Source organism: Photorhabdus heterorhabditis (genome assembly GCF_018448905.1).
Taxonomy (GTDB): Bacteria; Pseudomonadota; Gammaproteobacteria; order Enterobacterales; family Enterobacteriaceae; genus Photorhabdus; species Photorhabdus heterorhabditis.
In genome coordinates this window covers 99,206-123,741 of the sequence record NZ_RCWA01000012.1, presented here as the reverse complement: position 1 = coordinate 123,741, position 24,536 = coordinate 99,206, and the positions used below count along the sequence as shown (strand labels likewise).

Genomic DNA, 24,536 nt, shown 5'->3' with positions numbered 1-24,536 from the left:
GGGGGCAAACAAGATTCTATCAATATCCAAGCATCATCAGAAATGTCGTAACGTGCCACTATTTTGTTCCTGCATCGAAATCAATCAGATAATAATACTATTAATTGATATTAAGGGACACAGCCTAGAACCACATCGCATTAAGTATAAGAGAATTAGCAAATAATCATATTAAGAACGGCCTGACAACAGGCCGTTTTCCTCTAATTATTATCCTCATATAAACTCATAGTCTTATTCACAATGCTATATGTAAGATGCGTATCATGGATAATTTTCCCTTCTTTCAGCGTAATAATACGATCTGCATGTCTAATAAGCCTATTATCCTGTGAAGCTACAACAACCGTTCCCCTTTGATGATGAGCAATAAATCTTAAGATATCAATGGCTGTCTGACAGTCATATTTATCAAGATAACAAGTTGGCTCGTCAGCAAACAAATACCGGGGACTATTCACAATTGCTCTGGCTATTGCTACGCGTTGTTTTTCACTATCACATAATTCCCTGGGATATATATCTTTCTTATGTTTCAGACCAACAGTATTGAGTGCCTTAGTTGCCCTAGCTATCGATTCCTGATGAGAAGCAGTGATTCCACAGGACAGGGATAATAGCAAATTATCCAATGCTGTGAGTTCATTAGATAAATTAATTCTTTGAAAAATAAAACCACAATTTATCGAATGAAATCTATCTAATTCACAGTGATTCAGTTTACCCAATTCGTGATCAGCAATTAATATTTTTCCGCTGTCGAGACGCAACAACCCAGAAGTCATTGCCAGCAAAGTACTTTTTCCTGAACAGAGATCCCCAGTAATCAAAGTAAATTCACCTGGAAAAATAGAAAGATTGATGTCCGAAATCATTTTTTGGTTAGTTTGACTGTTTGAAAAACCATATGAAATGTCAATGGCTTCAATCGTAGCGATTTGATTCAAATTCATTATCTCAGCATAATAGTGTAAGAAATCTGGCATTATCGGTAACACTTACAGCCAGAACAATCCGTAAAAATACAGATATTCATCATTATAAGATTACACAAACGAAGGGAAATCATATAAGAAATATCTTAATTAAAAGTATATCAATATTTCTACCAGTGACTATTTCAAATGGCTACCTGTATGCTAAAATCAAAATTTCACTAAACAAGATCAACCCATTCCTATCAAAAATTCATTAACAGCAGAGCATTATTTGGTTAGTTCAAATACAAAAATAACATCAGATAAATAATTTTTTATAGATAAAAACACCCTAATATCATAACAACAGGTTAAAGTTAATATTTAATTTCCGTAATAACAAAGACACATCAAACATTAAAATATTTAATATAAAAATCAACCTTATCTTATTTTCAAATAAACCACAAAGCCAAAAAATTTATTTATAAATCAACAGGGAAGTATTTAATTATTAATTTTGTTTTTATTCAAGAAATAAATAATCAATAGAAGTATCAAAAATATTAATAGCTATTATATATTTTATTACTTATAAGAAGTAAGAATATCCAACCACAACTCACATCGCAGTCAGACATATATTTAATATATTTATTAGTTTATCATATAAAATATTATATATGAATCTAATTATACCCAATAGATCTCAAGATGGATCGCGACGGCAAGGGAGCGAATCCCCGGGAGCATAGAGAACTCTGTGACCGGGGTACGTGAACGCAGCCAACAAAGCAGCAGCTTGAAAGATGAAGGGTATAAACGATTCAACTGATGTTCGGCTTAGGGTTAACAGCTAAAAGTTGCTGAATAAGGTCAATACAACGCAAGAAACGTTGGTCATAATCTGGTGAATCCACCTTAACATATTCAGTATTATTGTCTTTTAGAATATCCTCCAACAATTGCTGGAACGCTTTACGATCCTGATCGCTACCGAGGCTACGCAAACCATCAGCAACCCAAGGGGTATTATTTTCTAGTAGAATGACTAAATCAAATCGGTATTCATCAATCAATGCCTGAACAAACGGATGCTCACGCCCTTCATATCGCTTGCAGAATGCTTGGGTAGTCACGAAATCAGTATCTACAAATGTAACCTTATTCGCATATTTTACTGCAAAATCAATATACTGTGCTTGACCCAATGCGATTTTGTCATAGTCTGAATATTGTAACGCCATCTCATCACCTCCCAGATGAGAGAAAACATAATCACGACCATACTCCCAAGCACTGGTAGTATTAAAAATATTTGCCAATTTGTTAACCAACGTGGATTTACCACTAGATTCTCCACCAAGAATAGCTACTGTACGGACAAAGAAAGGTTTTACTTCTGTAGGAATATATTCCCAATGACGGAATGGGTCTTGGCGAATCTGTCGACCACAGATCTTCATAAATGATCGTTGTGGATCGATAAGAATAGTTTCAATTCCCAATTGTTCTTTATAACGGGGAGCATCCTGAGTTTCACTGGAATAGATATAACTTGGATTAATCCCCTCCTTTGACATAAAGGCTTTCATGCCTTTACTCCACACATCCCAACCATGTGGATATGGCTCAATTCCCTGTTCATCAAAAGAATGAATATGAATATTTTTCTGATATTTAAATGTCTGAAGTAACCAACGCAGACGATCACTAACAGTAGGTTGCTGCGACATGGAGCTATTCACAAACAGCTCTTTATCCCTCGGTTCATCATGACAAAGGATGATATGTAATTCATCGACCTGACTACAAGCCCGTTGAATGAGATAAATATGCCCGGTATGCAATGGATAAAACTTACCAAATATCACGCCAACTGTTTTATTCTGCACAGGATATTGCAACCCCAGATAGTTATGGAGAGAAGCCAATTTTTTGGCACTCGGGCTTTTGATTTTGTCATTAATTAACTGGCTGAGATAACCTTTAGTCATACCGCTTGCATCGGCAACCTGTTGCAACGTACAACCCGTTTGTTTAATCGCTTTTTTAAGGTAGTCAAATTGACCCATATCTCCCCCAGTTTAATCAAGATCTTCCATAACAGATAAAGCATCTGCCAGCTTTCTCACACCAAAAACTTTCATCCCTGGCAGCTCTTTTTTCGGCATATTGGCATAAGGGACTATCGCCCGTTTAAAACCATGTTTAGCCGCTTCCGATATCCGTTCCTGCCCACTCGGTACAGGACGGATTTCACCGGCCAGCCCCACCTCACCAAATACAACCAAATCACGGGGTAAAGGCCGATCCCGAAAACTGGAAACTAAAGAGAGAAGTAAAGCGAGGTCTGCACTGGTTTCCGCTACCTTAACGCCACCGACCACATTGACAAACACATCCTGATCGGACATTTGCAAACCACCATGACGATGAAGAACCGCCAGTAGGATAGCCAACCGGTTTTGCTCTAAACCAACAGCCACACGGCGTGGATTATTCATCATCGAATGATCCACCAGCGCCTGAATTTCCACCAATAAAGGACGGGTACCTTCCCATACCACCATGACCGAACTGCCAGCCGTCACTTCATCACCACGGCTAAGGAAAATCGCTGACGGGTTACTCACTTCGCGCAACCCCTGCTCTGTCATAGCAAATACTCCCAGCTCATTGACAGCACCAAACCGATTTTTATGGCTGCGTAAAGTACGGAAACGAGAATCAGCCTCACCATCAAGCATTACTGAACAGTCAATACAGTGTTCCAATACTTTCGGGCCGGCCAGCGAACCATCTTTAGTTACATGACCCACCATAACAATGGCAACACCACGGGTTTTAGCAAACCGAGTAAGATAAGCAGCGGTTTCCCTGACCTGAGCAACACTCCCAGGAGAGGATTGAATATCCGCCATATGCATCACCTGAATGGAGTCAATCACCATCAGTTTTGGCTGTTCCTGCTCTGCAATCAAGCAAATCTGCTCAATGCTGGTTTCTGACAACATATTCAGATTATCAACCGGCAACCCCAAGCGGTGAGCACGCATAGCAACCTGTTGTAACGACTCCTCTCCAGTGACGTATAACATTTTCATTTGCGTGGATAACTGACACATCGTCTGCAACAGTAAGGTACTTTTTCCGGCTCCTGGGTTACCACCAATCAGAATGGCACTACCAGGTACAACACCACCGCCCAGAACCCGGTCAAATTCTTTGAATCCAGTGGAAAAACGAGGAAGTTCTTCCAGACTAATCTCTGATAATTTCTGAACCCTGCTAACACCCCCATCTCCCGCATAACCACTGAATCTGTCACTACGAGAGGAAGATGCAGCGGCTAAACGCATCTCAGTAATAGTATTCCAAGCATGACATGCACTACATTGACCCTGCCAGCGCGGGTAATCTGCCCCACACTCATTACAGACAAACGCTCGTTTTGCTGCTTTCGCCACTCTGCACTCCCTAAAACAACTTCATTAACGTTCTTCGTGTTTAAGACCACCACTTAACACACACAATACCCCCATCAGATCAGCATGCCGAATTGTCACCTTCGACTGAGCATAAACCTTTGGTTTCGCATGATAAGCAATACCCAGTCCCGCTTTACGGATCATTTTTAAATCATTAGCACCATCACCAATAGCCACAGTTTGTTCCAATGGGATATTCAGTTTTTTCGCCAATCTCACCAATGTGGCAGCCTTATATTTGGCATCAACAACTGGCCCTTTAACCTTACCTGTCAACTTGCTATTTTTTACTTCTAACTGATTTGCTACCGCAGCAACCAAACGTAAATTCTGGCGCAGGTGATCCGCAAAATAGGTGAATCCCCCTGACGCGATTGCCACATGCCAATCAAAGGACTGCAACTTACGCACCAGACTGGTCAACCCTGGCATAAGTGGTAAATCTTCTACAACCTGCCGCAGAATATCAGCATCAGCTCCTGCAAGCTGAGAAACCCGCTCCCGCAGACTCTCAGAAAAATCTAACTCGCCTTGCATTGCCCGCTCAGTAATTTCGGCCACCTTGTCACCTACGCCTGCCAAACGAGCTATTTCATCAATACACTCAATTTGAATTGCCGTTGAATCCATATCCATGACCAACAAACCTGGCGAACGCAACCGTGGAATCTGCCCCAAAGGAACAACATCCAGCCGACACTCATCAGCAAGTCTTTTAATACGCGGCGTCAGACTTCCAGCAATACGCACTACCTGATAATCATCAATACGCCATGAAGAGACAATAACAATTGCCGCACCAAGCCGATGCTGAAAGTTACTAATACGTTGTTTATCTAAACCACGACCATATATCAACCAACCACTGTCACCAGCCCGGTAATCCAATGGCATAACTTCTTCACCACTTAATGAAAGTGGTAATCCCGGCCACTTATGGACCTCTTCCGGCAAATAACGATAAGCTAGGTTATTAGACATTAATCCCTACTCCTGTAATCCTACATAGCTCTGACTGCAAAAAATGGCATTTCAAACTATCCTCTCTGTATCGCATCTGGCAACATTGAATTAACCACAGCCAGGAGGAGATAACTATGATCAAAGCTAAATTAAAATTCCGACTGCATAAAACAGCTATTATATTGATCTGTATTGCCTTATTAGTATTTCTAATGCAGGGCGTTTCTTATTTTAGCCGTTCTCACCAACAAGCCCAGATAGATCAGTTTGAGGAATTGGCCAAAACCCTAGCAAAACAAGTCGCATTCAGCTTATCCGATTATATGGAGAGTGGCAGCAAAGATCTTAATAATGAACAGATACTGGCTAATTTGAATCATCTGACCAAAAACAGCCGCATACTTGATGCGAGCGTTTACCTTAAAAATGGAACACAAGTTGCACATAGTGGTGAAAGTGTGCCAGTACGCGATCGTTTATCGCTGGGTGGTAAAAAAGCAGGAAGTTATTTTAACCACCAGATAGTCGTTCCCATTCCAGGAAAAGATGAACCAAACGGTTTTCTGCGCCTGACACTGGATACCCACAAACTGGCAACAGAATCCAAACAGGTAGACAACACCACCAATCTGCTCAGGATCATGATCCTACTGGCTTTGGCAATTGGTTTTATTCTGGCACATAATTTGTTGCAATTAACACCAAGCCGCTGGCAGCAATCGCCTTATTTGCTGACAGCCAACAGCAAATCAAGTGAAGAAGAAGAGAAATAAGGTAAAAACTTTCTTGTTGAATCATTATTTCACCTTGGTGATTAATTCCGACAATCACCAAGGTAGTGAATAAACCCAAAAGTCGCTATAAACGAAATGAGAATGAATACCATTACTTCTTAATCAGCAATAATTTGGCCCATTCGCATACTCGCTGAAAAAAACACCCAACAATGAATTAAGAAATAATCAATCTAACCAGAGAAAACAACATTCCTCATTCATTTAATACCTAAGATAATAATTTCAAATGTCACCTCAAAAACAATTACATAATAATATTCCTAGTGATATATATTACATGTTTATCAATATATAGAATTAAATCAAAAATACCTGACACCAGCCATATAACTCATTAATTAATAAATCATTTTATATTCTTGTTTATTTTTCAAAAAAACATATCCAGTTGTTTTTATTGAAAATTTAAAATAAGCCATATTTCTCAATCATATCACTACGTAAATTCACATAATGAAGCTGGCTGGATACATGCGGATAAAAACCTGACTCTAGATGGGAAGCAAGGCAAAATAACCAACCGCAACAACCAACCTGCACAGGGCATCTCAAGCTTGGGAGAGTTGACAATAACCGCAGACACCATCGATAACCAACAGGGAAGAGTTATCGCCGATAAGCAGCTCAATATGACATCAACAGGAACCGTTGATAATACAAACGGCAACATGGTCAGCCAGTATCAACAACTAAATAATGCAGGTCTTCCTGATACTAAAGTTAATAATAATATGATAATAAGTAAGCTATTGGATTCAGCAAAAGATGTTACACCTGAAAACCGGAAAACATCAGTTGTTGTTTCAGGAAATAATGGTTCGGTTAGAGTGTATGCAACTTGGACAATCCTGCCTAATGGTTCGAAGAGATTAGCCACTGTTCAAACAGGAACTTTCAAATGACAGAAAGAATAGAGTTTATTGAGTCGATTTCAGGATTAGATAGTTATCTTGAAAATGGCTATGTAAATGCGGATTCATACGAAGATCCTTCTGATGATGCGATAGATTATTTAGGAGAACTTTTATTGAAAGATTCTGAATGTTGTTTGGCTTTTTGTAAAAAAAATCTTAAATTCGGATCTTTTTGATAATAATTCTGTCAAATCTACTGCTTTGGATTTTTTGATTTTATCGGAATCTAATTGGTTTGAGGCTTTGAGCTATTTGCTCAATAAAACTGAAAAACTATCTATTCCTGAATTGGAAAAAGCATTGTTCTACTTTTATTGCGCAAAAAACGATCCGAAACCATATCCTGTTCCTGAGGAGCTTTTTGATAAATTGATAGAAAGGTATCAGGGATTAAAAACTGAGTCTGACGCAAATTTTTATCATCTGCATGAAACATACAATGATTTTATTAAAGCTTATTCATTGAACTTTTGATTAACTGTAAATCCTGACCACTGTGAACTGCACCCCGAAAGTTAGACACCCAACAAGTAGGGGGGAAGTTCTCAAGTGTAAAGTCATGCCACATTACCACTGGCCTTAACCTCTCTGTTAACATCAACCATAGCAAAGGCCGTGAAAGCGGCGACGGCGTCAGCCATAATGAAACTACGCGGGATGCAATGGTCAAAAAGAACGAGGAATAGGATGAGGAGTACCATAAAATTACATCATAAAAATATTGTGTAAGACAGTTGCGACTCAACTCAAACCCCAACATCTATCATACCTGCTGCACTTAATATGTTAATTCAGTTTTAGTTTTTGTGAAGCGTGATTTCATCTTCATAATATTTAATCCTCATCATTAATTAGTGTTTGTGCATATAAAAGATCTGCGGCACGATGACAAAGTTCTGTAAATATGGCTATTTCACCTTGGGACATATTAGATGCCACAATATCAGCCATATTGTGTCTGTTGGACTCGACTCGCTGCAAAAACATTAGCCCCTTTGGACTCAATTTAGTGACCAACTCGCGTTTATCGTTTTTTCCTGTTTCTTGTTTAATAAATTCGTTATTTTTTAGCAATCTCAGAACTTTAGACATTTTAGAGCGAGTAAAGCCGAGTTTTTCGCCAATCGCAGTAGGATTCATAGATTGATATTGTCGAAGTAAATGTAAAGTATCATATTCTGCCCATGAAATACCCTCTGGGTTTGTGATGGTCCTTCTTGCAACAAGGACACACTGAAGCCTGCTCAATGCATCTTCAAAAGGTGTTATGGTAGTATCACAAGTATCTTGATTATCTGTTGTCATGTGGGCTCTTTTATAACCTGAATATTGAATAAGAAATCGAGTTAACTGCCTGTCCCATAAATAAAAATTTACAAAGAAAAGTGATTTTTTATAGAACAGGCTTATAAATATTTACTTAATTTACAATTAAAAACAGCCAAAATTAAGAGAAAATGGCTGCTCGATTAAGAACATCCTCATAGTCATGTAATTCTTTGATTCTACCGTTGTTCAATTTAAATACATTAATATATAAACAATAAAAATCTTTTTTATCTGGCAAGGTCTTACCATTTAGTCGATATTCAACGATAAAAATATCAGGATTATCTGTAGAGTACAGTTCTACATCCTGAACAGAAGTAAAAACCAGAGGTGCCTGACCAAAACTTGCTGAATAATGCTCAAGTATCTGTGACTGGCTCTCAATTGCATCGCGACTGGTGCGAAATGGTAACCTCAGAATGCCATCGTTACAAAATAGAGCAGCAAGTTTTGTTGGTGATTTTTCCAAAACTGCTTCTATATATTTATCGAACACAACTTTAAACATCATTTCTCCTTAGTGTCTTACATATTGTTTGCTTTCAGGGTTATATGACCGTATGATTTCTTTATTCATAAAATAAGAAATTAGTTTTGAGAAAGTTTTTACATTAATATCTGGAAAATCGAGACCCAGGACTTTAATGGCTTCGCGTGTACTTCGATTGTTATAGGTACTATTACCAATATTCAAAGCATTTTCTTTAAAAAGGTGGATCAGTGACCCCAGAGCCACGTCATCGCCATTGACAACCATCTGTTCGAGTTTTTCTAACCATGCTGATTCAGAAACCGTTGTGATGTCATACTCTGTTTGTGTAATAGCCAAATATGCTGGGGTAAAATCTGTGCCTTTCGGATGAAATAAATGGAAGTTTTGATGCTCATGTATCTTATTAGAGGCTGATAATGCCACAATGGCCTGACTGACGAAATCAACTGGCAATAGATCAGTAGTTAGCAATTCAGGGTATGGTGCAATTCCCATTTGGATAAAGCTTTTAATTTGTAGCCATAAAAAATCATCTTCTTGACATGCACCGGTCACACTGTCACCTGATATACGCCCTATCCGATAAATATTGATATCAACACCTTGATATCGGGCCTGCTGTACATACTGTTCAGCCACCCATTTACTTTGGGTATAACCGATAGATAGTGAGTTCGGATAGTCAGGGAGACTATCTTCTGTTATTGGCTGTTTGGGATAGTCCGGTGCAAAGACGGCAATAGTAGAAATATACTCCAGCTTCTTACGCTCATGGTGACAGCAAAAATTAATGACTTCCACGATACCATCAACATTCGCTCCCTTAACAGAACTGTATGGGAGAACAAAATTAATATGGGCAGCTGCGTGATATATTTTAGATACTCTTTCTGATAATGATTGGTATTCTGCCTCTGTTAGATCAAATTTCGCTTTGGCAATATCCCCCACCACAATTTCAACACGTGAAAAATCAATGTTATGATCGATGCCATAGCAATGAGCATTTTTTATTATACGGCTCAATCCGGCATTGTTATTTGTGGCCCTGACTAAACAAATGACTCTACCCGTAATTTGTTGCAGTAAAGCCCGAAGCAGATAGATACCTAAAAAACCGGTAGCACCTGTGAGTAATACATCACTACTCATTGATGGATTTAATTGGAGCGTATACGTCCAATCATGCTGGATGAAAGCATCGTTAATAAATGTATTCTTTATTTCATCATCTGATTTTTTGTCGTTATTCAGATACATCTCAACCGAATCAGCCATCTCACGCAAAGTAGCAGCATTAAATAGTGATTTAATCGGGAAATCGACATTAAATTCTTTGCGCAGTAAATATACTAGCTGTGTTGCTAACAACGAATGCCCTCCGATATTGAAAAAATTATCTCCTAGGTTAATCGCTCGATTCGGAAAAATTTTTTGCCAGAGTAATTTTACTGTTTGTTCAGTTGAAGTCAAAACCTCTTCAATGTCGTTTTTTTCAACATCATCTGACATTTTAGTTATTTCAATGTGATGCAGTGCTTTTCGATCAATTTTACCACTGGGAGTAGTTGGAAGATCAGACAAAAATATGAACTCATTTGGAACCATATAATCTGGTAGATAGCTGCGTAACCTAGTTAACAATTCAACGCGTTCTAATGGCTCAGTTGTGATTATGAAAGCCACCAGCATTTTGTTACCTGCTGATATTTCCTTTCCAATGACTGCAGATACTTTTACACCATCCAATGAATTGATAACTGCTTCTATTCCTGATGGTTCAATGCGGAATCCTCGGATTTTTAACTGGTTATCCAAACGACCAAGATATGTAAATGAGTTATCGGATTTTAGTTTTATTAGATCACCAGATTTATAAGCATGTTGGCTCAGTGTACCTAGCCAGTTTCCGGTTAAAAATCGTGCTTGAGTTTCATGATCTTTGTTGTGATAACCTGGAGAAAGAAAATCACTGATAATCCAAAGTTCACCTGCGACACCAGCTGGAACTATACGTCTGTGTTCATCTAATATAAGCATTGTAAATCCGGGTAGTGGATACCCTATTGATGCGCTGTCTCCCCACGAAGATATATCTGCCGGCATGACATAAGCAGAACAAACATGACTTTCTGAAGGACCATAAAGGTTAATCAGTCTTCGGTTGGTACTAAACATATGTTTAATATCAGAAGTAAGAACCAGCTGTTCACCTGTTGAGTAAACTTCATCAAGCATTGATAGTTGAGCTTTATTCGTGGCTGTTAATTGAGCCAAATGTTGAAGTGCCACATAGGGAAAATATGCCCGGCGGATCTCGTTTAACTCAATGATACTTTGTAAATGATGTAGATCCTTACGTTCGTCTTCATCTGCAATATATAATTTTCCACCAGTACATAAAGTGCCAAATATTTCCTGTACAGAAACATCAAAAGATAAAGACATATAATGAAGTGTGCAATCACCTTCAACGCAAATAGTGATCTCTTTTTGCCATGTAAGAAGATTGGACAGTGTCTTATTTAGTAAACGCACTCCTTTGGGTTGTCCTGTTGAACCGGAAGTGTAGATGACATATAACTCATCTTCTGGCTTCCGTTGCACTGATTGCCAGTTAACATCCCGTATAAATACCGTTTCATCTAATAACACAATTTTATGAATGGTCGCAGATAATGTCGTGACAAACTCACTTGTGGTTATGATGCAATCCACCGCTGCGTCCCGGAGCATATATTCAACACGTTCTTGGGGATAATTGGGGTCAATGGGAACATAAGATGCACCTGTTTTCAAAACGGCTAGCAAAGCGGCAATAGAATCTTCATTTCGGTTTAGCAATAAACCTACTCGTGAACCCACACTGATTGTATGATTTGCATACATGAATTCAGCTAACTGGTTGGCGCGATGATCTAACCATCCATAAGTCCAGTGACCGTGACGTGTTATTAATGCAATACTGTTCGAATGAATTTTTGCATATTCCTCTATCTCACCAATAAAATATGGGTTGTTCATATCAACTAATGGAGTACTTGAACGATTTACGATGTATAGTTGTTCATCTTGAGTGAGTATTTCAACTTCACCTAAAGTCTTTTCACCCCACTCTCCCATATATAAAACTGTTTGTCTATATAGCTCCAGCCAATATTGGATGGTGTTGCCTCTAAATAGTTCGGCATTAAATTCCATAATTAACTGATGAGATATACCCGTTTCAACAAATAGGGTTAAATCATATTTAGCGGATTGAATATACTGCTCGGTGACCTTTATTGAGTAAGGGAAATCCTGTAATGCACCATTGATAGTATCGAGATTGACCAGTAATGTTTGAAACACGGGGTTATCTAAGCCAAAGTTCTGGCCTGTATTTGCAACAATCTCAGTAAACGGTAATTGCTTATTAAAGTGTGCCTGAATAAAGCAATTACGGACTGATACTGCAAACTGATTCACTGTACTACTTGAATCTAAATGAGATCTAAATGGTAAAGTATTAACTAAATATCCCACAGTTTCTTCAAATTCACTGTTATCCCTTAGCGTAAAAGGGATACCAATTGTGATATCTTTTTGACCAGATAAACGATACAGCAAAAACTGCCAGCACATGGTCATATACATGAAAGGAGTCATTGCAAGATTTTTTGCCTGCTGAGATATTTTCAATGCGTCATCATGGCTAAGTTGCAAATTCCGATAACCTGCTTTGGTTCCTTTGCACTCCTTTCTGGGGTAATCAGTTGGGAGATCTATCATAGAAGGGTACGGAGTAAGTACCTCCTTCCAATAGTCTTTCATGGTGGAAATTTCAGGTTTATCTAATTGCTCTTTTTGCCATTGAGTGAACTCCAAATAATCAGCACTGATTTTCAGATAATTAAACTCTCTATTTTCAACTAAATGAGCATAACATTCGAGAATATTCTTTATAAAAATAGTCACTGATGGCGCATCAACGATAATATGATGAAAACAACACGCCAACCAACATCGTTTTAATTCCCCTGTTATCAAACAGATATCGAATAACGGTCCTTTTGCCAAATCATATCGTTTTGACGCCATTTGTTGAATAATTTTTTCTGGATGATTCGCCTCAGTGATAGCTTTGTGCATAATATGAATATAATAGGGTTGTTCTATAACTTGATAAAGCTGATCTTGATGAAATGTAAAGTGTGTGCGTAAAACAGGAGTGACTTCAGCAAATTGAGTAACAGCCTTTTCCAGTAAACTATGATCTAACTGAGTCCCCACTTCTATAAGTAATGGGATATTGTAGCTTTCAGGTTGACTCAGCACCTGATCAAGTAACCATAACCCTTTTTGCCCTTGTGTACTGGGTATATATGTTCTGTTATCCCATGTATCCTTTACTGATTTGTTCAATGATTCATTGCCCATTTTTTCTCTCCAAGTCGTTTTTCCCAAACTTAGCTGCTAATTTTTTGACACTATCCACTGAAAACACATCGGCAGATGAAACATGAATACCAAGTGTTTTACTGACAAGAGAGGCTAATTTGATTAGATGAAGAGAATTTATCCCCTGTTCCCAAAACGAAGTTGCTGGATCAAGATTCTTATAACCCGTTATCTCCTCCCATATTGAGAGAATTTTTGATTCTACGTTATCATCTTGTTGTTTGTGCATTCCATCAGCAATAAGCTGAGCCATTTTATTTCGGTCGCGTTTACCATTTTTATTCATTGGCAAGGAATTAACCTGTGTAAACCGTTCTGGAACCATGTATGATGGCAGTCTTGAATTCATAAATTCGCGAAGATTGGTGTTGGATAGAGAGCCTGATTTATTCAGATAACAGGCATGTAACAGGGGTTCATTATCTGTCTGCTCTATAGTGACAATGACATCTTCTATTTGAGGATGCGAACGTAGCGTATGTTCCACTCCGGTGATTTCGACCCTGAAACCACGAATTTTGCACATGTGGTTGGTGCGTCCTAGTAATGTAAAATTACCGGATTTATCTCTTTTAGCTTGATCATTAGTACGGTAATAACGCTCGTGATTACCATTAATATCCAACCAGACAAAACACTCATTGGTTAATGCAGGATCTGAATATCCTACCGCAAGCCCTGCACCGCTGATGTAAAGTTCCCCAAGTATATCCGGAGCACAAATTTCTAAATTATCATCCAGGACGACCATATTGACGAGAGGTAATGGGCAACCAATAGGAACTGGAGAATTAGCATCAAATATTTCACCGGGTAACACCGGATAAACAGAAGTGAGAGCTGAATTTTCCGTACATCCCATTCCATTGAATATTCGCCCTTTACCTGCTTTCGCTGCAGTTGAAAACAACCTAGGGTTAATAAAATCACCTGAAACAATGACACAATCAGGTTTATGTAAAGTATCTGGAGAAACTTCTACAAATAACCGGAATAGTCCGCCAGATAAGAAAAGAATAGAAATATGCTGATGACTAATGATGTTATCTAGTTCTTCTAAATCGGGGACGTCTTTTGGATAAATAACTAGTGTGGCTCCGGTCAGAAGACTGATCCAAATTTCATTAGCACTTGCAGCAAATGACGGCTCTGCAAGTTGTAAATAACGGTCATTATCTGTGTTACCTAACTGGCTGATAGGGATTGCAAGACGAGTTAAACCACAATGGCGAATAATCACACTCTTAGGTTTACCTGTTGAGCCTGACGTCAACAATATCATGGCTGGGTCTGTCACAACTAACATTTCGGACATGGATTCAAATTTTATTGGTATACAATTTAAATCTCTGGCTTGAGAAAAAAGTTTTTCTACAGAAATAAACAGGAAATTTATTTTTAGATAATTTAATTTTGAACTATTTTTTTTAAATTCAGATGGCTCGAAGTGATCAGTATCTGAAATCAGTAAACTAACGTCAGCAGCTTTGATACAATCTGCTATATACTGTTTTGAAATATTATTAAATGAATTACTTAATGGAACAATAACAGCTCCTAACCTTATTATTGCTATCAGCGTCAGATATAACTCAAGACTACGAGTTATATTAATTGCTACTTTATCTCCCTTTTTTACCCCCATTTTTTGTAAAACAAATGCTACTTGGGCTGATTGTTCCCAAAGTTCACGATACGATAATTTTTTCGAATGAAATATTAACGCTATTTTATTAGGATATTTATTTACTATTTCACTCAAAACACTTGGTATGGTACACAATTGTTTAACCTGTTTTTTAATCATGCAGGAATCCTTCTCATACTTAATATGAATTAAAGTAGCTAAGATATAATAAAATACCCCGATACGAGTAGGGGGTATCTTAAAACCATCAATTTACACCATAGGTGGCGGAGAATTAGACCCTAAGAGCTAATAGTTTAGTTGTTTAAAGATATATTTAAACAATATATGTTCATTTGGGTTTGTTTCTATCTATTGTCTGAGGTGTTAATGAATCGAAGTCTACAATATAATCTTAAAACCAGTCAAATGATTTCCAAAATAAAAAACCATCTACTAAAGTAATTAGGTTAGTAATTAACGTACTGAAAGTGTAAAAATAAAATAATACTTCTTTGAGCATCACCCCCACCTATAATTTAAATTGTTTAAAATCAATTAATTATGATTTTTTTATATGATAATTTTATTTTAATGGTTGACAAGATATAGGTAAGTTATGGATGATTAATATCATCAAATCGGTGATTATTTATATATTCATAAAAGTTATTAATATAGAACAACTGTATGGCATGAGTGGAAAAATAACGATCAATTCAAGTGATAAAAAGCTACCTTGATGCCATTTCATAAAAAAATAACTATTAAATTTATCGTCATTGATTAATCATAAAAATTTTACGTATATTTATAAACAATTGGAAAAATTTTGGTTAGATAAAGCGGTAATAATTTAAATTAGTGATTGTGCTTAACGAGTTATTGCATGTGACCAACAATCGGTTACTCCGAAAGTCGATTTTTTACATAATTTATCAGAAATTTTTCTACTTTATTGAATAAAACTGTGATCACAGTTGGTCGTATATTGCGGGTCAATATGCAAAACCACATTCTAATGCATTTGAAAAATACCAAAATATAACATTACCAGTATGGAGCGGCGACTGTATAAATAGTCCGGAACCTGTTTTAGCTGAAGATATCGCCGAATATTTTGGTTGTGGCTTCAAACCTAAAGAGTCCGAATTATCAAACATTATATGCGGCCCACGATTAAATAAAATACAGGCAATTGAACTAATTAAACTATGAAAAATTGATCAGGAAACATTATGACATTTGACAAAAAGTATGTTGCAGTTATTACCGGTGCATGTGGTGGTATCGGAAAAGCCATCGCTAAACGATTGGCGATGGAAGGAGTAATCTTAGCACTTATTGATAAACAGGCTGATGTTTTGCAATCTCTGGTGAACAAACTCAGCCATGAATATTCTCAACCAATTATCGGTTTTTCTGTGGACGTTACCGAACCTCAACAAGTTGGTAGCACATTTCTTGCGATCAGAAATCAACTTGGACCAATCGGCTATTTGGTGAATGGTGCTGGTGTATTACATCACGGTTCTGTTGAAAATACAGATATTGATGCATGGAATCATATCGTTGCTGTTAATGCGACGGGGGTATTCAACGTCAGTAAAGCTGCAGCCAGTTATATGATGGAGCAAAAAAAAGGTAGCATCGTGACTGTTGCTTCAAATGCCGCACGAGTCCCTCGGGCAACGATGGCAGCATATTGTGCTTCAAAAGCGGCAGCCCAAGCCTTTACATATGCACTTGGGTTAGAGGTAGCTCCATTGGGAATCCGGTGTAATGTTGTGGCTCCTGGTTCAACAGATACGCCAATGCTACGCAGTATGTGGGAAAATGAAAATGACAAAAGTCGCACATTGGACGGTAATCCAGAGCAATTTCGTATCGGTATCCCTCTACGCAAGATTGCCACATCAGATGAAATTGCCGCAGCTGTTTGTTTCTATCTAAGTGAAGAATCAAGTCAAACTACGTTGTCAACTTTATTGGTGGATGGTGGTGCTGCATTAGGTAGCTGTTAGTACATAGCAAACAAAGAGATACAAAATGGAAAAAATATTATCGTACCCATTACCTAAATATACAGATTTGCCCAAATCGGCAGCAAATTGGCTTCCAGATCGGCATCGCACCGCTTTATTGATCCATGATATGCAAAAATACTTTGTGGATTTTTTTGAAACCGAAGCCAGTCCGATAAATAGTGTCATCAGAAACACCCATACACTATTAAGTATTGCTAGAAATTTTAATATCCCTGTATTTTATACTGCTCAACCCGGTAGTATGACCCCAGAACAACGGGGATTATTAAAAATAATCTGGGGTGAAGGCATGAAAGCAAAAGGTGAACATCGGGAAATTATTCCACTCCTGACCCCTATTAAAGATGAAACTGTACTAACTAAGTGGCGTTACAGTGCGTTCGTCAAATCTAATCTGCTACACCATTTAAGGGATTTGAACCGCAATCAACTGATCATTTGTGGTGTGTATGCACATATAGGATGTCTGGCCACCGCTATTGATGCTTACTCACATGATATCGAGACCTTTTTTGTATCAGATGCTGTGGCAGATTTTTCAGAGGAAAAACACCGCATAGCGTTGAATATAGCGGCAGAAATATGCTCTGTAGTGGCATCAACAGAGCAAATCATTGCAAATCTAAAAAAATAATACATCGGGAGACTAAAGATCCTGATAAAACAGATTATAAGGGGAAATAATGTCGCTGAAAGAATTACCACAAAGAGAGCTGAAATCAAATGATGCAAAAAATCTCTTTAGCCGTTTAGTTAAGACAAATAAACCTTTTGCATGTATTTATCGCCCATTATCTGATGCTAAAGACTCTTTTTTATTATTTGAGGGGGAAATAAAATACAGCCATTCACTCTCAGAACTAGAGCCAATTTCGTTGGAGCCAACTCTTTCATTGAAATCAGACGATTTCGATACGATGGATATAACACCTTCCGGAGAACTGAGTGCTTCTCAATTAATTATTATTCCATTTAATCAAATCGCTGAAAAAGGGTTTGCATGCCATAACGACAACGAACCTATCATTATCATGAGCATAAAAACACAAACTCGTTATCAAATAAATAACTGGGGAGTTATTGAGGATAGCAAGCCAATAAAAGCGTCTAATATACATTTCGACATCACAGATAAAAATTACAGCCAAGTGGTGGAACATGTGATCAACGATGAGATTAATGCTGGAGAAGGCAGTAATTTTGTTATGTCGAGAAGTTTAGAGGGTGATATTGAAGACTTTTCATTGGAGAATGCCCTTTCGCTATTTAATCGATTATTGATAAACGAAAGTGGTTCTTATTGGACGTGGATTGTTTATACTGGAGAACGCTATCTTATCGGCAGTAGTCCAGAGCAACATATTCTAGTGGATGGTAAAGATGTTGCCATGAACCCAATAAGTGGTACGTTAAAATATCCAGAAAAAGGAATAGAACAGGCTTTATACCATTTTATTAACAACAAAAAGGAACAGAATGAGCTCTTCATGGTCGTTGATGAGGAGCTAAAAATGATGAGCCGTATATGTGACAGTGATATTACGGTAACTGGTCCTCAATTAAAAATGATGTCTCGGGTTGCACATACGGAATATTTTATCCGTGGTTCAACATCACAGACAATTCAAACTATCCTGAAAGAGTCATTGTTCGCACCAACTGTGACCGGAAGCCCCGTGGAAAATGCATCTCAAGTCATTAAACGCTGGGAAAATCGTGGTCGTGGGTATTACAGTGGTGTTATCGGAATGATTGGCGTTAAGAATAACCAACGTTATCTGGATTCTGCTATCTTAATCCGAGCTGCTGATATTACGAAAAATGGGCATTTCCGATTGACATCAGGGGCAACAATTGTTCGTGATTCAGTTCCAGAAAATGAAGCTGAAGAAACCAAAGCAAAATTGAGTGGTTTAATGAATTCTTTTTTTGAGGAGAAAAAAAGTATTAATCTAACCAATAATACCCATTTATCTGAATATGTGTTGAGTAATATCACTACAATATTACAGCAACGAAATCAGAAAGTGTCTTCCTTCTGGTTAGGGAATTCTAAAAAAATTGCATTAACAACCAGTTCCCTCCCCTCCATTACACTCATTGATATGGAAGACTTGTTTACTGAGATGATTGCTCACCAACTACGTTATATAGGACATGATGTAACGATAGTTTCATGGTTTGAGTCTGGTATACGTTTGCCTCAATTAATGAATACAGGTAAAACAGATATCCTTTTTATTGGTCCAGGGCCAGGAAACCCAAACGCTGTTAATCATGACAAGATGGTAATGGGGCGGACACTGATTACAAATCGTTTAAAACAAAATTTACCACTAGTTGGAACTTGTCTGGGACATCAACTTATTTGTGCTGAATTTGGTTTGCCCATCAAACAGCTTCCCAAAACACGGCAAGGAATGCAGTATAAAATAGCTATTGATAGTATGACCTGCTATGTAGGGTTTTATAATAGTTTTGCCGCGATGCACAAATTACCACACTGGTTTACGCCAAAATACAATCGATTGGTTTATCTTGAACGATTAGATAAAAGTGAAATTATTGCTTTGAAATCTAATAATGTGGCATCAATACAGTTTCATAACGAGTCTTTTTTAACTACTGATGCATTTCCTATTTATAACTGGATGATTAATAATGCTATAGGTTACGCAGATAAGCAGGGTGTGAACATACTTTGATTAATATTTGGATTTAAAGTGTCAATATTGTTCTTTCACTCTTTAGTTTACTATAAAATCCTAAAAAATTATTTAATTAAATTTCATTCGATATAAACATTATTAAAGTTGGTTTTTAAGAAATAATCGTCTTTAAAAAATGGCTAAAATAGTGTGCTAGCGCCCTACGCAGATAAGGAATTGCAAATCAATACATTATAAAGTAACGTATTACTTATATACCCGTTATCTTTCAAGTTGCCTCTTTGTTGGCTGCACTCACTCACCCCGGTCACATAGTTACCTATGCTCCCGGGGATTCGCTCCCTTGCCGCCGCGATCCATCTTGAAATCCAATAGGGTATAGGATGTTGTTGGGACAATTGGTGTGGTATGCGAATAATACACTTGGTTGTCCCCACTGAGCCAATTAACGCTTTACTTTTTTGTTGGTTTTATTTATTAGCAATGCTGACGTAAGTAATCCGCAGTCAATGAATTACCCTCTTCAAACATCGTTTGTGGTGTGCCACTGAACATTACCTGTCCACCAGCAGTCCCCGCACCTTCTCCTAAATCAATCACCCAATCCGCTTCTGCAATAACTTTTATGTTATGTTCAATGATCAGAACAGAATTTCCCTGTTCGACAAGGCGACGAAACAACGTCATAAGTATCGTTACATCTGAAGGATGAAGCCCGGTTGTTGGTTCATCAAAAATATACACGTCACTTTCATTATTAAGGTAAGATGCCAGTTTCAGTCTTTGGCACTCTCCCCCAGACAGATGGTCAAGCGATTCACTAAGGCGCATATAGCCTAACCCAACATTCCGAATATTCCCTAATGTTAGCTGGATCTGGTTGTCTCCCGCGAAAAAATTTGACGCCTCCGTAATACTCATATCCATAAGCTCAACAATCGTTTTACCTCTGTATTTATAATTCAGGGATTGTTGATTGAATTTTTGTCCTTGGCAAGCATCGCAAGGTAAGGTTACTGAATCCATAAAAGCCAAATCAGTTTCAATGACACCCAATCCTTTACATTCAGGGCACGCTCCTTTGGCATTTGGCGAAAACCACGATTTATCCACCTTATTAGCCAAGGCAAAACGTTCCCTGATATGTTCAAAAATACCACTCCACGATGCAATATGAGAACGTTTCGAGGTGTGAATAGGTTTTTGGTCGATAACGACAGCATTGGCACATTTCGGGACAACCTCTCCCATAATCAGGGAGCTTTTTCCTGAGCCTGCTACACCACTGATCACGAGCATTATCCCCAATGGAATATCGATAGAGATCCTTTTAAGATTATGTAGCGTTGCGTTTTTAACAGGGACATAACCAATCGGCTTTCTTGGGTTTCGGTTGAGCTGGATTGTCTGAGAAAGATATTTTCCTGTTAATGTTTCAGAAATTAGCAACCCGTTCAGATTTCCCTGATAAGTGATCGTTCCACCGTTATCACCTGCGCCGGGACCTAAATCAATCACATGATCTGCAATTTTAATAACATCGGGATCATGTTCGACCACTAAAATAGTGTTGCCTTTATCACGCAGCTGCTGGATCAGCGTATTCAGTTTTGTAATATCAGCTGGATGTAAACCGGAACTAGGTTCATCAATAATATAAGTCATTCCAGTGAGGCTACTGCCTAAATGTCTCACCATTTTTAGCCGTTGGGACTCTCCACCTGATAATGTTGCCGTCGGGCGGTTAAGATTCAGATAACCCAAACCAACAGAACACATTGATACTAAACGTTCTTTTAAAGCATTAATCAGCGTATTAACAGAAGGGATATTTAGTGTTGCTATAAACTGACTCAACTCAATAATCGGCATATCAATACAATCGCCGATACTGTTACCCTGAATTAAACACGATAGTATATGTTTATTAAGCCGCTGACCATAGCAGGCAGAGCACTGTTTTATTGAAACAATTTTCTGAAATTCTTCACTTTTGTACTCTTTGTTGTTTTTCACAAGATAATTGCGCGTGAATCTGGGAATAATCCCTTCAAATCGAGCCGATTTAGGCCAACCTGAGGATGGATTTTCTGGAGTAATATTATCCGCATATAGTAAAATCTGGCGTTCTTCGGCAGAGTAATCGGCAATTTTCTTATTATTATCAAACAAACCAGAGTGAGTATACCGACGCCATCGCCAGGTGCCTGGTGCAAATGTGGTATATTCAATTGCACCGTCATTCAGCGATTTGTTTTCATTCACCAGCTTATTAACATCTATTGTGCTGGTAATGCCCAATCCTTCGCAATGTGGACACATTCCTGACGGATGATTGAAAGAGAAAATGTTGGAATACCCGATGAATGGTGTGCCTATTCGGGAAAATAAGAGGCGCAGTAAGGTATAAATATCTGATGCTGTACCAACCGTTGAACGGACATTTTCACCAATACGCTTTTGGTTGATGATAATTGCGGTAGTGAGGTTATTTATTTCATCCATATCCGGTTGACTATAGTATGGTAACCGATGCTGTATATAAGGTGGAAAAGTGTCATTAAGTTGTCGTTGGGATTCCGCTGCAATTGTATCGAATACCAAAGAGCTTTTACCTGAACCAGAAACACCGGTAAATACTGTGATGACATTTTTAGGAATACGTAAATCAATTCCTTTAAGATTATTTTGCCTAGCACCAAGAATTTCAATCGTGTTTTGTTTATGATCCCTCACTTCATTTATCTCCTTACACGTACTAATATTAAGGAAAATAGAGTCATAATCCCACATCCGATTAATACAATAGATACAGGAAACAGAGACACAGATTTGCCAAGACCAGTTAAAAATGCCGTCAAAGAAGCTATTCCAAACTGAAGGGCACCAAGGACAGCAGAGCCTGCCCCCCTTAAATCAGGAACCGCTGTTAATGCTAAACTGGCTGCATTGCCGAAAATTAACGCCATCGTAAACATAAGCATCATGAAAATGGCCGTAGTTAACTCAAGTTGATAAACACTGAGATAATTTACAATCAGTAACAAACAAGATAAGACAAAAGTTGTTACAACACCAACCATGACAAGCCTTTTAGCGCCGATCCGTTCAACCCATCGGGCACTCAATATGCTGCTGAACATCATAATTCCGGCATTAATTGCGAACACAACAGAAAAAAATCCTGGGGTGAAATTAAACATGGACTGGTATATAAAAGGTGATGCTGAAATGTAGGCAAACAGTGCTCCAAAGGTGGCCGAGAATACTAACGTATATCCCATATAGATTCTATTTCTGAACAGTTTGAAAAACTGTTTAACTAAACTGTTCTTAATCCCGCTATATGCTGATTTATTTGGCAAACTTTCTGGCACATAAGCAAACGTTAAGACGGTGAGTATCAGTGAAATAACCGTTAAAAAGACAAATACAACTGGCCACGGAAAATGTGCAGCAATGCCTCCTATCAATGGCGCAATTATCGGCGCTACACCTTGTATCGCTAACATCAGATTGAAATAGTATGCGGCCTTGTTACCAAAACTAAGGTCAGAAACAATGGCTCGTGTCAAGACAATACCTGATGCACCACCAGCACCTTGAAAAAAACGGCTAATGGTTAACATCTCAATACTTGAAGAAAATGAACAAGCAATTGATGCTACAGTTAGCAAAACCATACCGCCTAATAGAAGGTTTCTCCTACCAATAACATCCGACCAAGGGCCAATAATTAATTGTCCAATCGCGAGGCCAAACATAAATGACGTTAGACTTAATTGAATACCAGCTTGAGTTGTGGTTAGTGCGTGAGACATAGCGGGAAATAAAGGGAGGTACATGTCAGTCGAAAGAGCGCCAATAGCACTCAACATTCCCAGAACCAAAACAAGTTTGAATCCCAGCACACCTTTTTGGTAAGACGAAACATTCAAATCTAAGCAATTGTCATTTAGTATATTTTCTGATTTTTTCACTGTCATTCATCTCATATAATAAATATGTCATGAAGACTGTAGCACCATAGAAAAATGATTTCCATTTAGAAATCATTTTTCTTGTTTGCTTGGTGTTACTATTGAAAGTGCTATATTTTCGATAGTAAAGCCTTGTTTCAAGGCGGAGTGTTGAGAGGAAACCGGGTTGTATTACCGATCAAAATCGGCAATTTGATAGGTTTCGTTGGGTAATTAACGCATTCACTTTGCTTAGGATGACTTGATAGAGCAGGTAATAACTGAAGTAACCACGATCGAAAATAACAACAGCATTTTCTCCCAGACACGCAAGGTGTCCTTTTGCATAGTCTCTCATTATTATGATTAATAAAATCAATATTATACACTACTGAGTTCAGTACATCATAGAGGCAGCTTATCATGGCATAGGAGTAATATCTGGATGTGTTTTGGGGGTCTTGTAACATCAAAGGATTAATTTATTATGTCATGTTACTTATATTCATCAGAAGAGCTACCAAAAGGATTTAATTTTCCATCGCATTTTTTGAAAATAGTAAATCAAGAATCTATTTTGGATTTAGAACCTTGGTGGTTTTTGTGCGAATTTGAAAAATTCTCTAAATACTGGTTGTCTGAAATGAATACGCAATATCCAGCAAGGCAACTCGTGCCATTTGCAAAAATATCTTATTCTGACGATATTGCTTGCTTTGATGGCTCTGATGTCTCAGGTGATCCAAAAGTATTTTTTATCCATGCTTTTGCGTCAACTGGGTGGGAAGATAGAGGAGGTCTTAATAATTTTGATGAGTGGCTAGAATTAGCAAAGGAAGAATACGAGGCTAACGCCCCGTAGAAATTCTTCTCCCGCCTTATGTCGGCA

Annotated in this window: 19 protein-coding genes; 8 read left to right on the top strand and 11 right to left on the bottom strand. The window is 38.0% G+C overall.

Translation table 11 applies throughout. The features are described from left to right. Positions 1 to 203: 203 nt before the first annotated feature. The 4 genes from EAE89_RS10095 to serB all read right to left on the bottom strand — a co-directional run bounded on the left by EAE89_RS10095 (position 204) and on the right by serB (position 5,389). The gene (locus tag EAE89_RS10095; protein ID WP_235525409.1) at positions 204 to 986 is read right to left on the bottom strand and encodes an ABC transporter ATP-binding protein; all 783 of its coding nucleotides are present in this window, start codon (positions 984 to 986) and stop codon (positions 204 to 206) included. Between the two features lie 758 nt (positions 987 to 1,744). Continuing rightward, positions 1,745 to 2,992, bottom strand: a complete 1,248-nt coding sequence (nadR, locus tag EAE89_RS10090) for a multifunctional transcriptional regulator/nicotinamide-nucleotide adenylyltransferase/ribosylnicotinamide kinase NadR (protein WP_054477332.1) — start codon at positions 2,990 to 2,992, stop codon at positions 1,745 to 1,747. 12 nt (positions 2,993 to 3,004) lie between these two features. Beyond that, on the bottom strand, positions 3,005 to 4,387 hold the full coding sequence (radA, locus tag EAE89_RS10085) for a DNA repair protein RadA (RefSeq protein ID WP_054477331.1): 1,383 nt from the start codon (positions 4,385 to 4,387) through the stop codon (positions 3,005 to 3,007). A 24-nt stretch (positions 4,388 to 4,411) separates the two neighbouring features. Then, on the bottom strand, positions 4,412 to 5,389 hold the full coding sequence (gene serB, locus EAE89_RS10080) for a phosphoserine phosphatase (protein ID WP_054477330.1): 978 nt from the start codon (positions 5,387 to 5,389) through the stop codon (positions 4,412 to 4,414). Positions 5,390 to 5,505: 116 nt separating this feature from the next. On the opposite strand from serB, the gene EAE89_RS10075 reads away from it, so the two are divergent. The 3 genes from EAE89_RS10075 (at position 5,506) to EAE89_RS23585 (ending at position 7,258) form a co-directional block, all read left to right on the top strand. Next, positions 5,506 to 6,144, top strand: coding sequence for a YtjB family periplasmic protein (locus EAE89_RS10075; protein WP_054477328.1), 639 nt, complete (start codon positions 5,506 to 5,508; stop codon positions 6,142 to 6,144). Positions 6,145 to 6,722: 578 nt separating this feature from the next. Then, positions 6,723 to 7,070: a hypothetical protein gene (locus tag EAE89_RS10070; protein WP_262499888.1), complete on the top strand. Its 348-nt coding sequence runs from the start codon at positions 6,723 to 6,725 to the stop codon at positions 7,068 to 7,070. Continuing rightward, a complete protein-coding gene (locus EAE89_RS23585; RefSeq protein ID WP_235525408.1) occupies positions 7,067 to 7,258 on the top strand; it encodes a hypothetical protein in 192 nt (63 codons plus the stop codon). The genes EAE89_RS10070 and EAE89_RS23585 overlap by 4 nt, the downstream gene beginning before the upstream one ends. A gap of 381 nt (positions 7,259 to 7,639) precedes the next feature. Here EAE89_RS23585 and EAE89_RS10060 read toward each other — a convergent pair whose 3' ends face one another. The 5 genes from EAE89_RS10060 to EAE89_RS10040 all read right to left on the bottom strand — a co-directional run bounded on the left by EAE89_RS10060 (position 7,640) and on the right by EAE89_RS10040 (position 15,151). After that, positions 7,640 to 7,783, bottom strand: a complete 144-nt coding sequence (locus tag EAE89_RS10060) for a hypothetical protein (protein ID WP_161804217.1) — start codon at positions 7,781 to 7,783, stop codon at positions 7,640 to 7,642. A gap of 133 nt (positions 7,784 to 7,916) precedes the next feature. After that, complete coding sequence (locus tag EAE89_RS10055) at positions 7,917 to 8,387, bottom strand: MarR family winged helix-turn-helix transcriptional regulator (protein WP_054477324.1); 471 nt, start codon at positions 8,385 to 8,387, stop codon at positions 7,917 to 7,919. Between the two features lie 142 nt (positions 8,388 to 8,529). Continuing rightward, the gene (locus tag EAE89_RS10050) at positions 8,530 to 8,919 is read right to left on the bottom strand and encodes a nuclear transport factor 2 family protein (RefSeq protein WP_054477322.1); all 390 of its coding nucleotides are present in this window, start codon (positions 8,917 to 8,919) and stop codon (positions 8,530 to 8,532) included. Positions 8,920 to 8,928: 9 nt separating this feature from the next. Further along, a complete protein-coding gene (locus EAE89_RS10045) occupies positions 8,929 to 13,323 on the bottom strand; it encodes a non-ribosomal peptide synthetase family protein (protein ID WP_214085746.1) in 4,395 nt (1,464 codons plus the stop codon). Next, a complete protein-coding gene (locus EAE89_RS10040) occupies positions 13,313 to 15,151 on the bottom strand; it encodes a non-ribosomal peptide synthetase (RefSeq protein WP_054477319.1) in 1,839 nt (612 codons plus the stop codon). The genes EAE89_RS10045 and EAE89_RS10040 overlap by 11 nt, the downstream gene beginning before the upstream one ends. Before the next feature lie 810 nt (positions 15,152 to 15,961). On the opposite strand from EAE89_RS10040, the gene EAE89_RS24370 reads away from it, so the two are divergent. From EAE89_RS24370 to EAE89_RS10020, 4 genes are read left to right on the top strand one after another with little or no spacing between them, the layout of a single operon-like run. Then, positions 15,962 to 16,189 carry a 3-deoxy-7-phosphoheptulonate synthase gene (locus EAE89_RS24370; protein WP_152911980.1) on the top strand — a complete coding sequence of 76 codons (228 nt, stop codon included), beginning with the start codon at positions 15,962 to 15,964 and terminating at the stop codon, positions 16,187 to 16,189. Positions 16,190 to 16,209: 20 nt separating this feature from the next. After that, the gene (locus tag EAE89_RS10030; protein ID WP_054477318.1) at positions 16,210 to 16,995 is read left to right on the top strand and encodes an SDR family NAD(P)-dependent oxidoreductase; all 786 of its coding nucleotides are present in this window, start codon (positions 16,210 to 16,212) and stop codon (positions 16,993 to 16,995) included. 25 nt (positions 16,996 to 17,020) lie between these two features. Next, a complete protein-coding gene (locus EAE89_RS10025; protein ID WP_054477316.1) occupies positions 17,021 to 17,653 on the top strand; it encodes an isochorismatase family protein in 633 nt (210 codons plus the stop codon). A 49-nt stretch (positions 17,654 to 17,702) separates the two neighbouring features. Next, positions 17,703 to 19,724 (top strand): chorismate-binding protein, encoded by a 2,022-nt coding sequence (locus EAE89_RS10020; protein WP_214085745.1) that lies wholly within the window; start codon positions 17,703 to 17,705, stop codon positions 19,722 to 19,724. Between the two features lie 441 nt (positions 19,725 to 20,165). Here the strand turns inward: EAE89_RS10020 and EAE89_RS10015 are convergent, their stop codons facing one another. Beyond that, on the bottom strand, positions 20,166 to 22,424 hold the full coding sequence (locus EAE89_RS10015; protein ID WP_214085744.1) for an ATP-binding cassette domain-containing protein: 2,259 nt from the start codon (positions 22,422 to 22,424) through the stop codon (positions 20,166 to 20,168). A gap of 5 nt (positions 22,425 to 22,429) precedes the next feature. Next, positions 22,430 to 23,674 carry a multidrug effflux MFS transporter gene (locus EAE89_RS10010; protein ID WP_167338259.1) on the bottom strand — a complete coding sequence of 415 codons (1,245 nt, stop codon included), beginning with the start codon at positions 23,672 to 23,674 and terminating at the stop codon, positions 22,430 to 22,432. 460 nt (positions 23,675 to 24,134) lie between these two features. On the opposite strand from EAE89_RS10010, the gene EAE89_RS10005 reads away from it, so the two are divergent. Continuing rightward, positions 24,135 to 24,509, top strand: coding sequence for a hypothetical protein (locus tag EAE89_RS10005; protein WP_054477312.1), 375 nt, complete (start codon positions 24,135 to 24,137; stop codon positions 24,507 to 24,509). Positions 24,510 to 24,536: the final 27 nt, after the last annotated feature.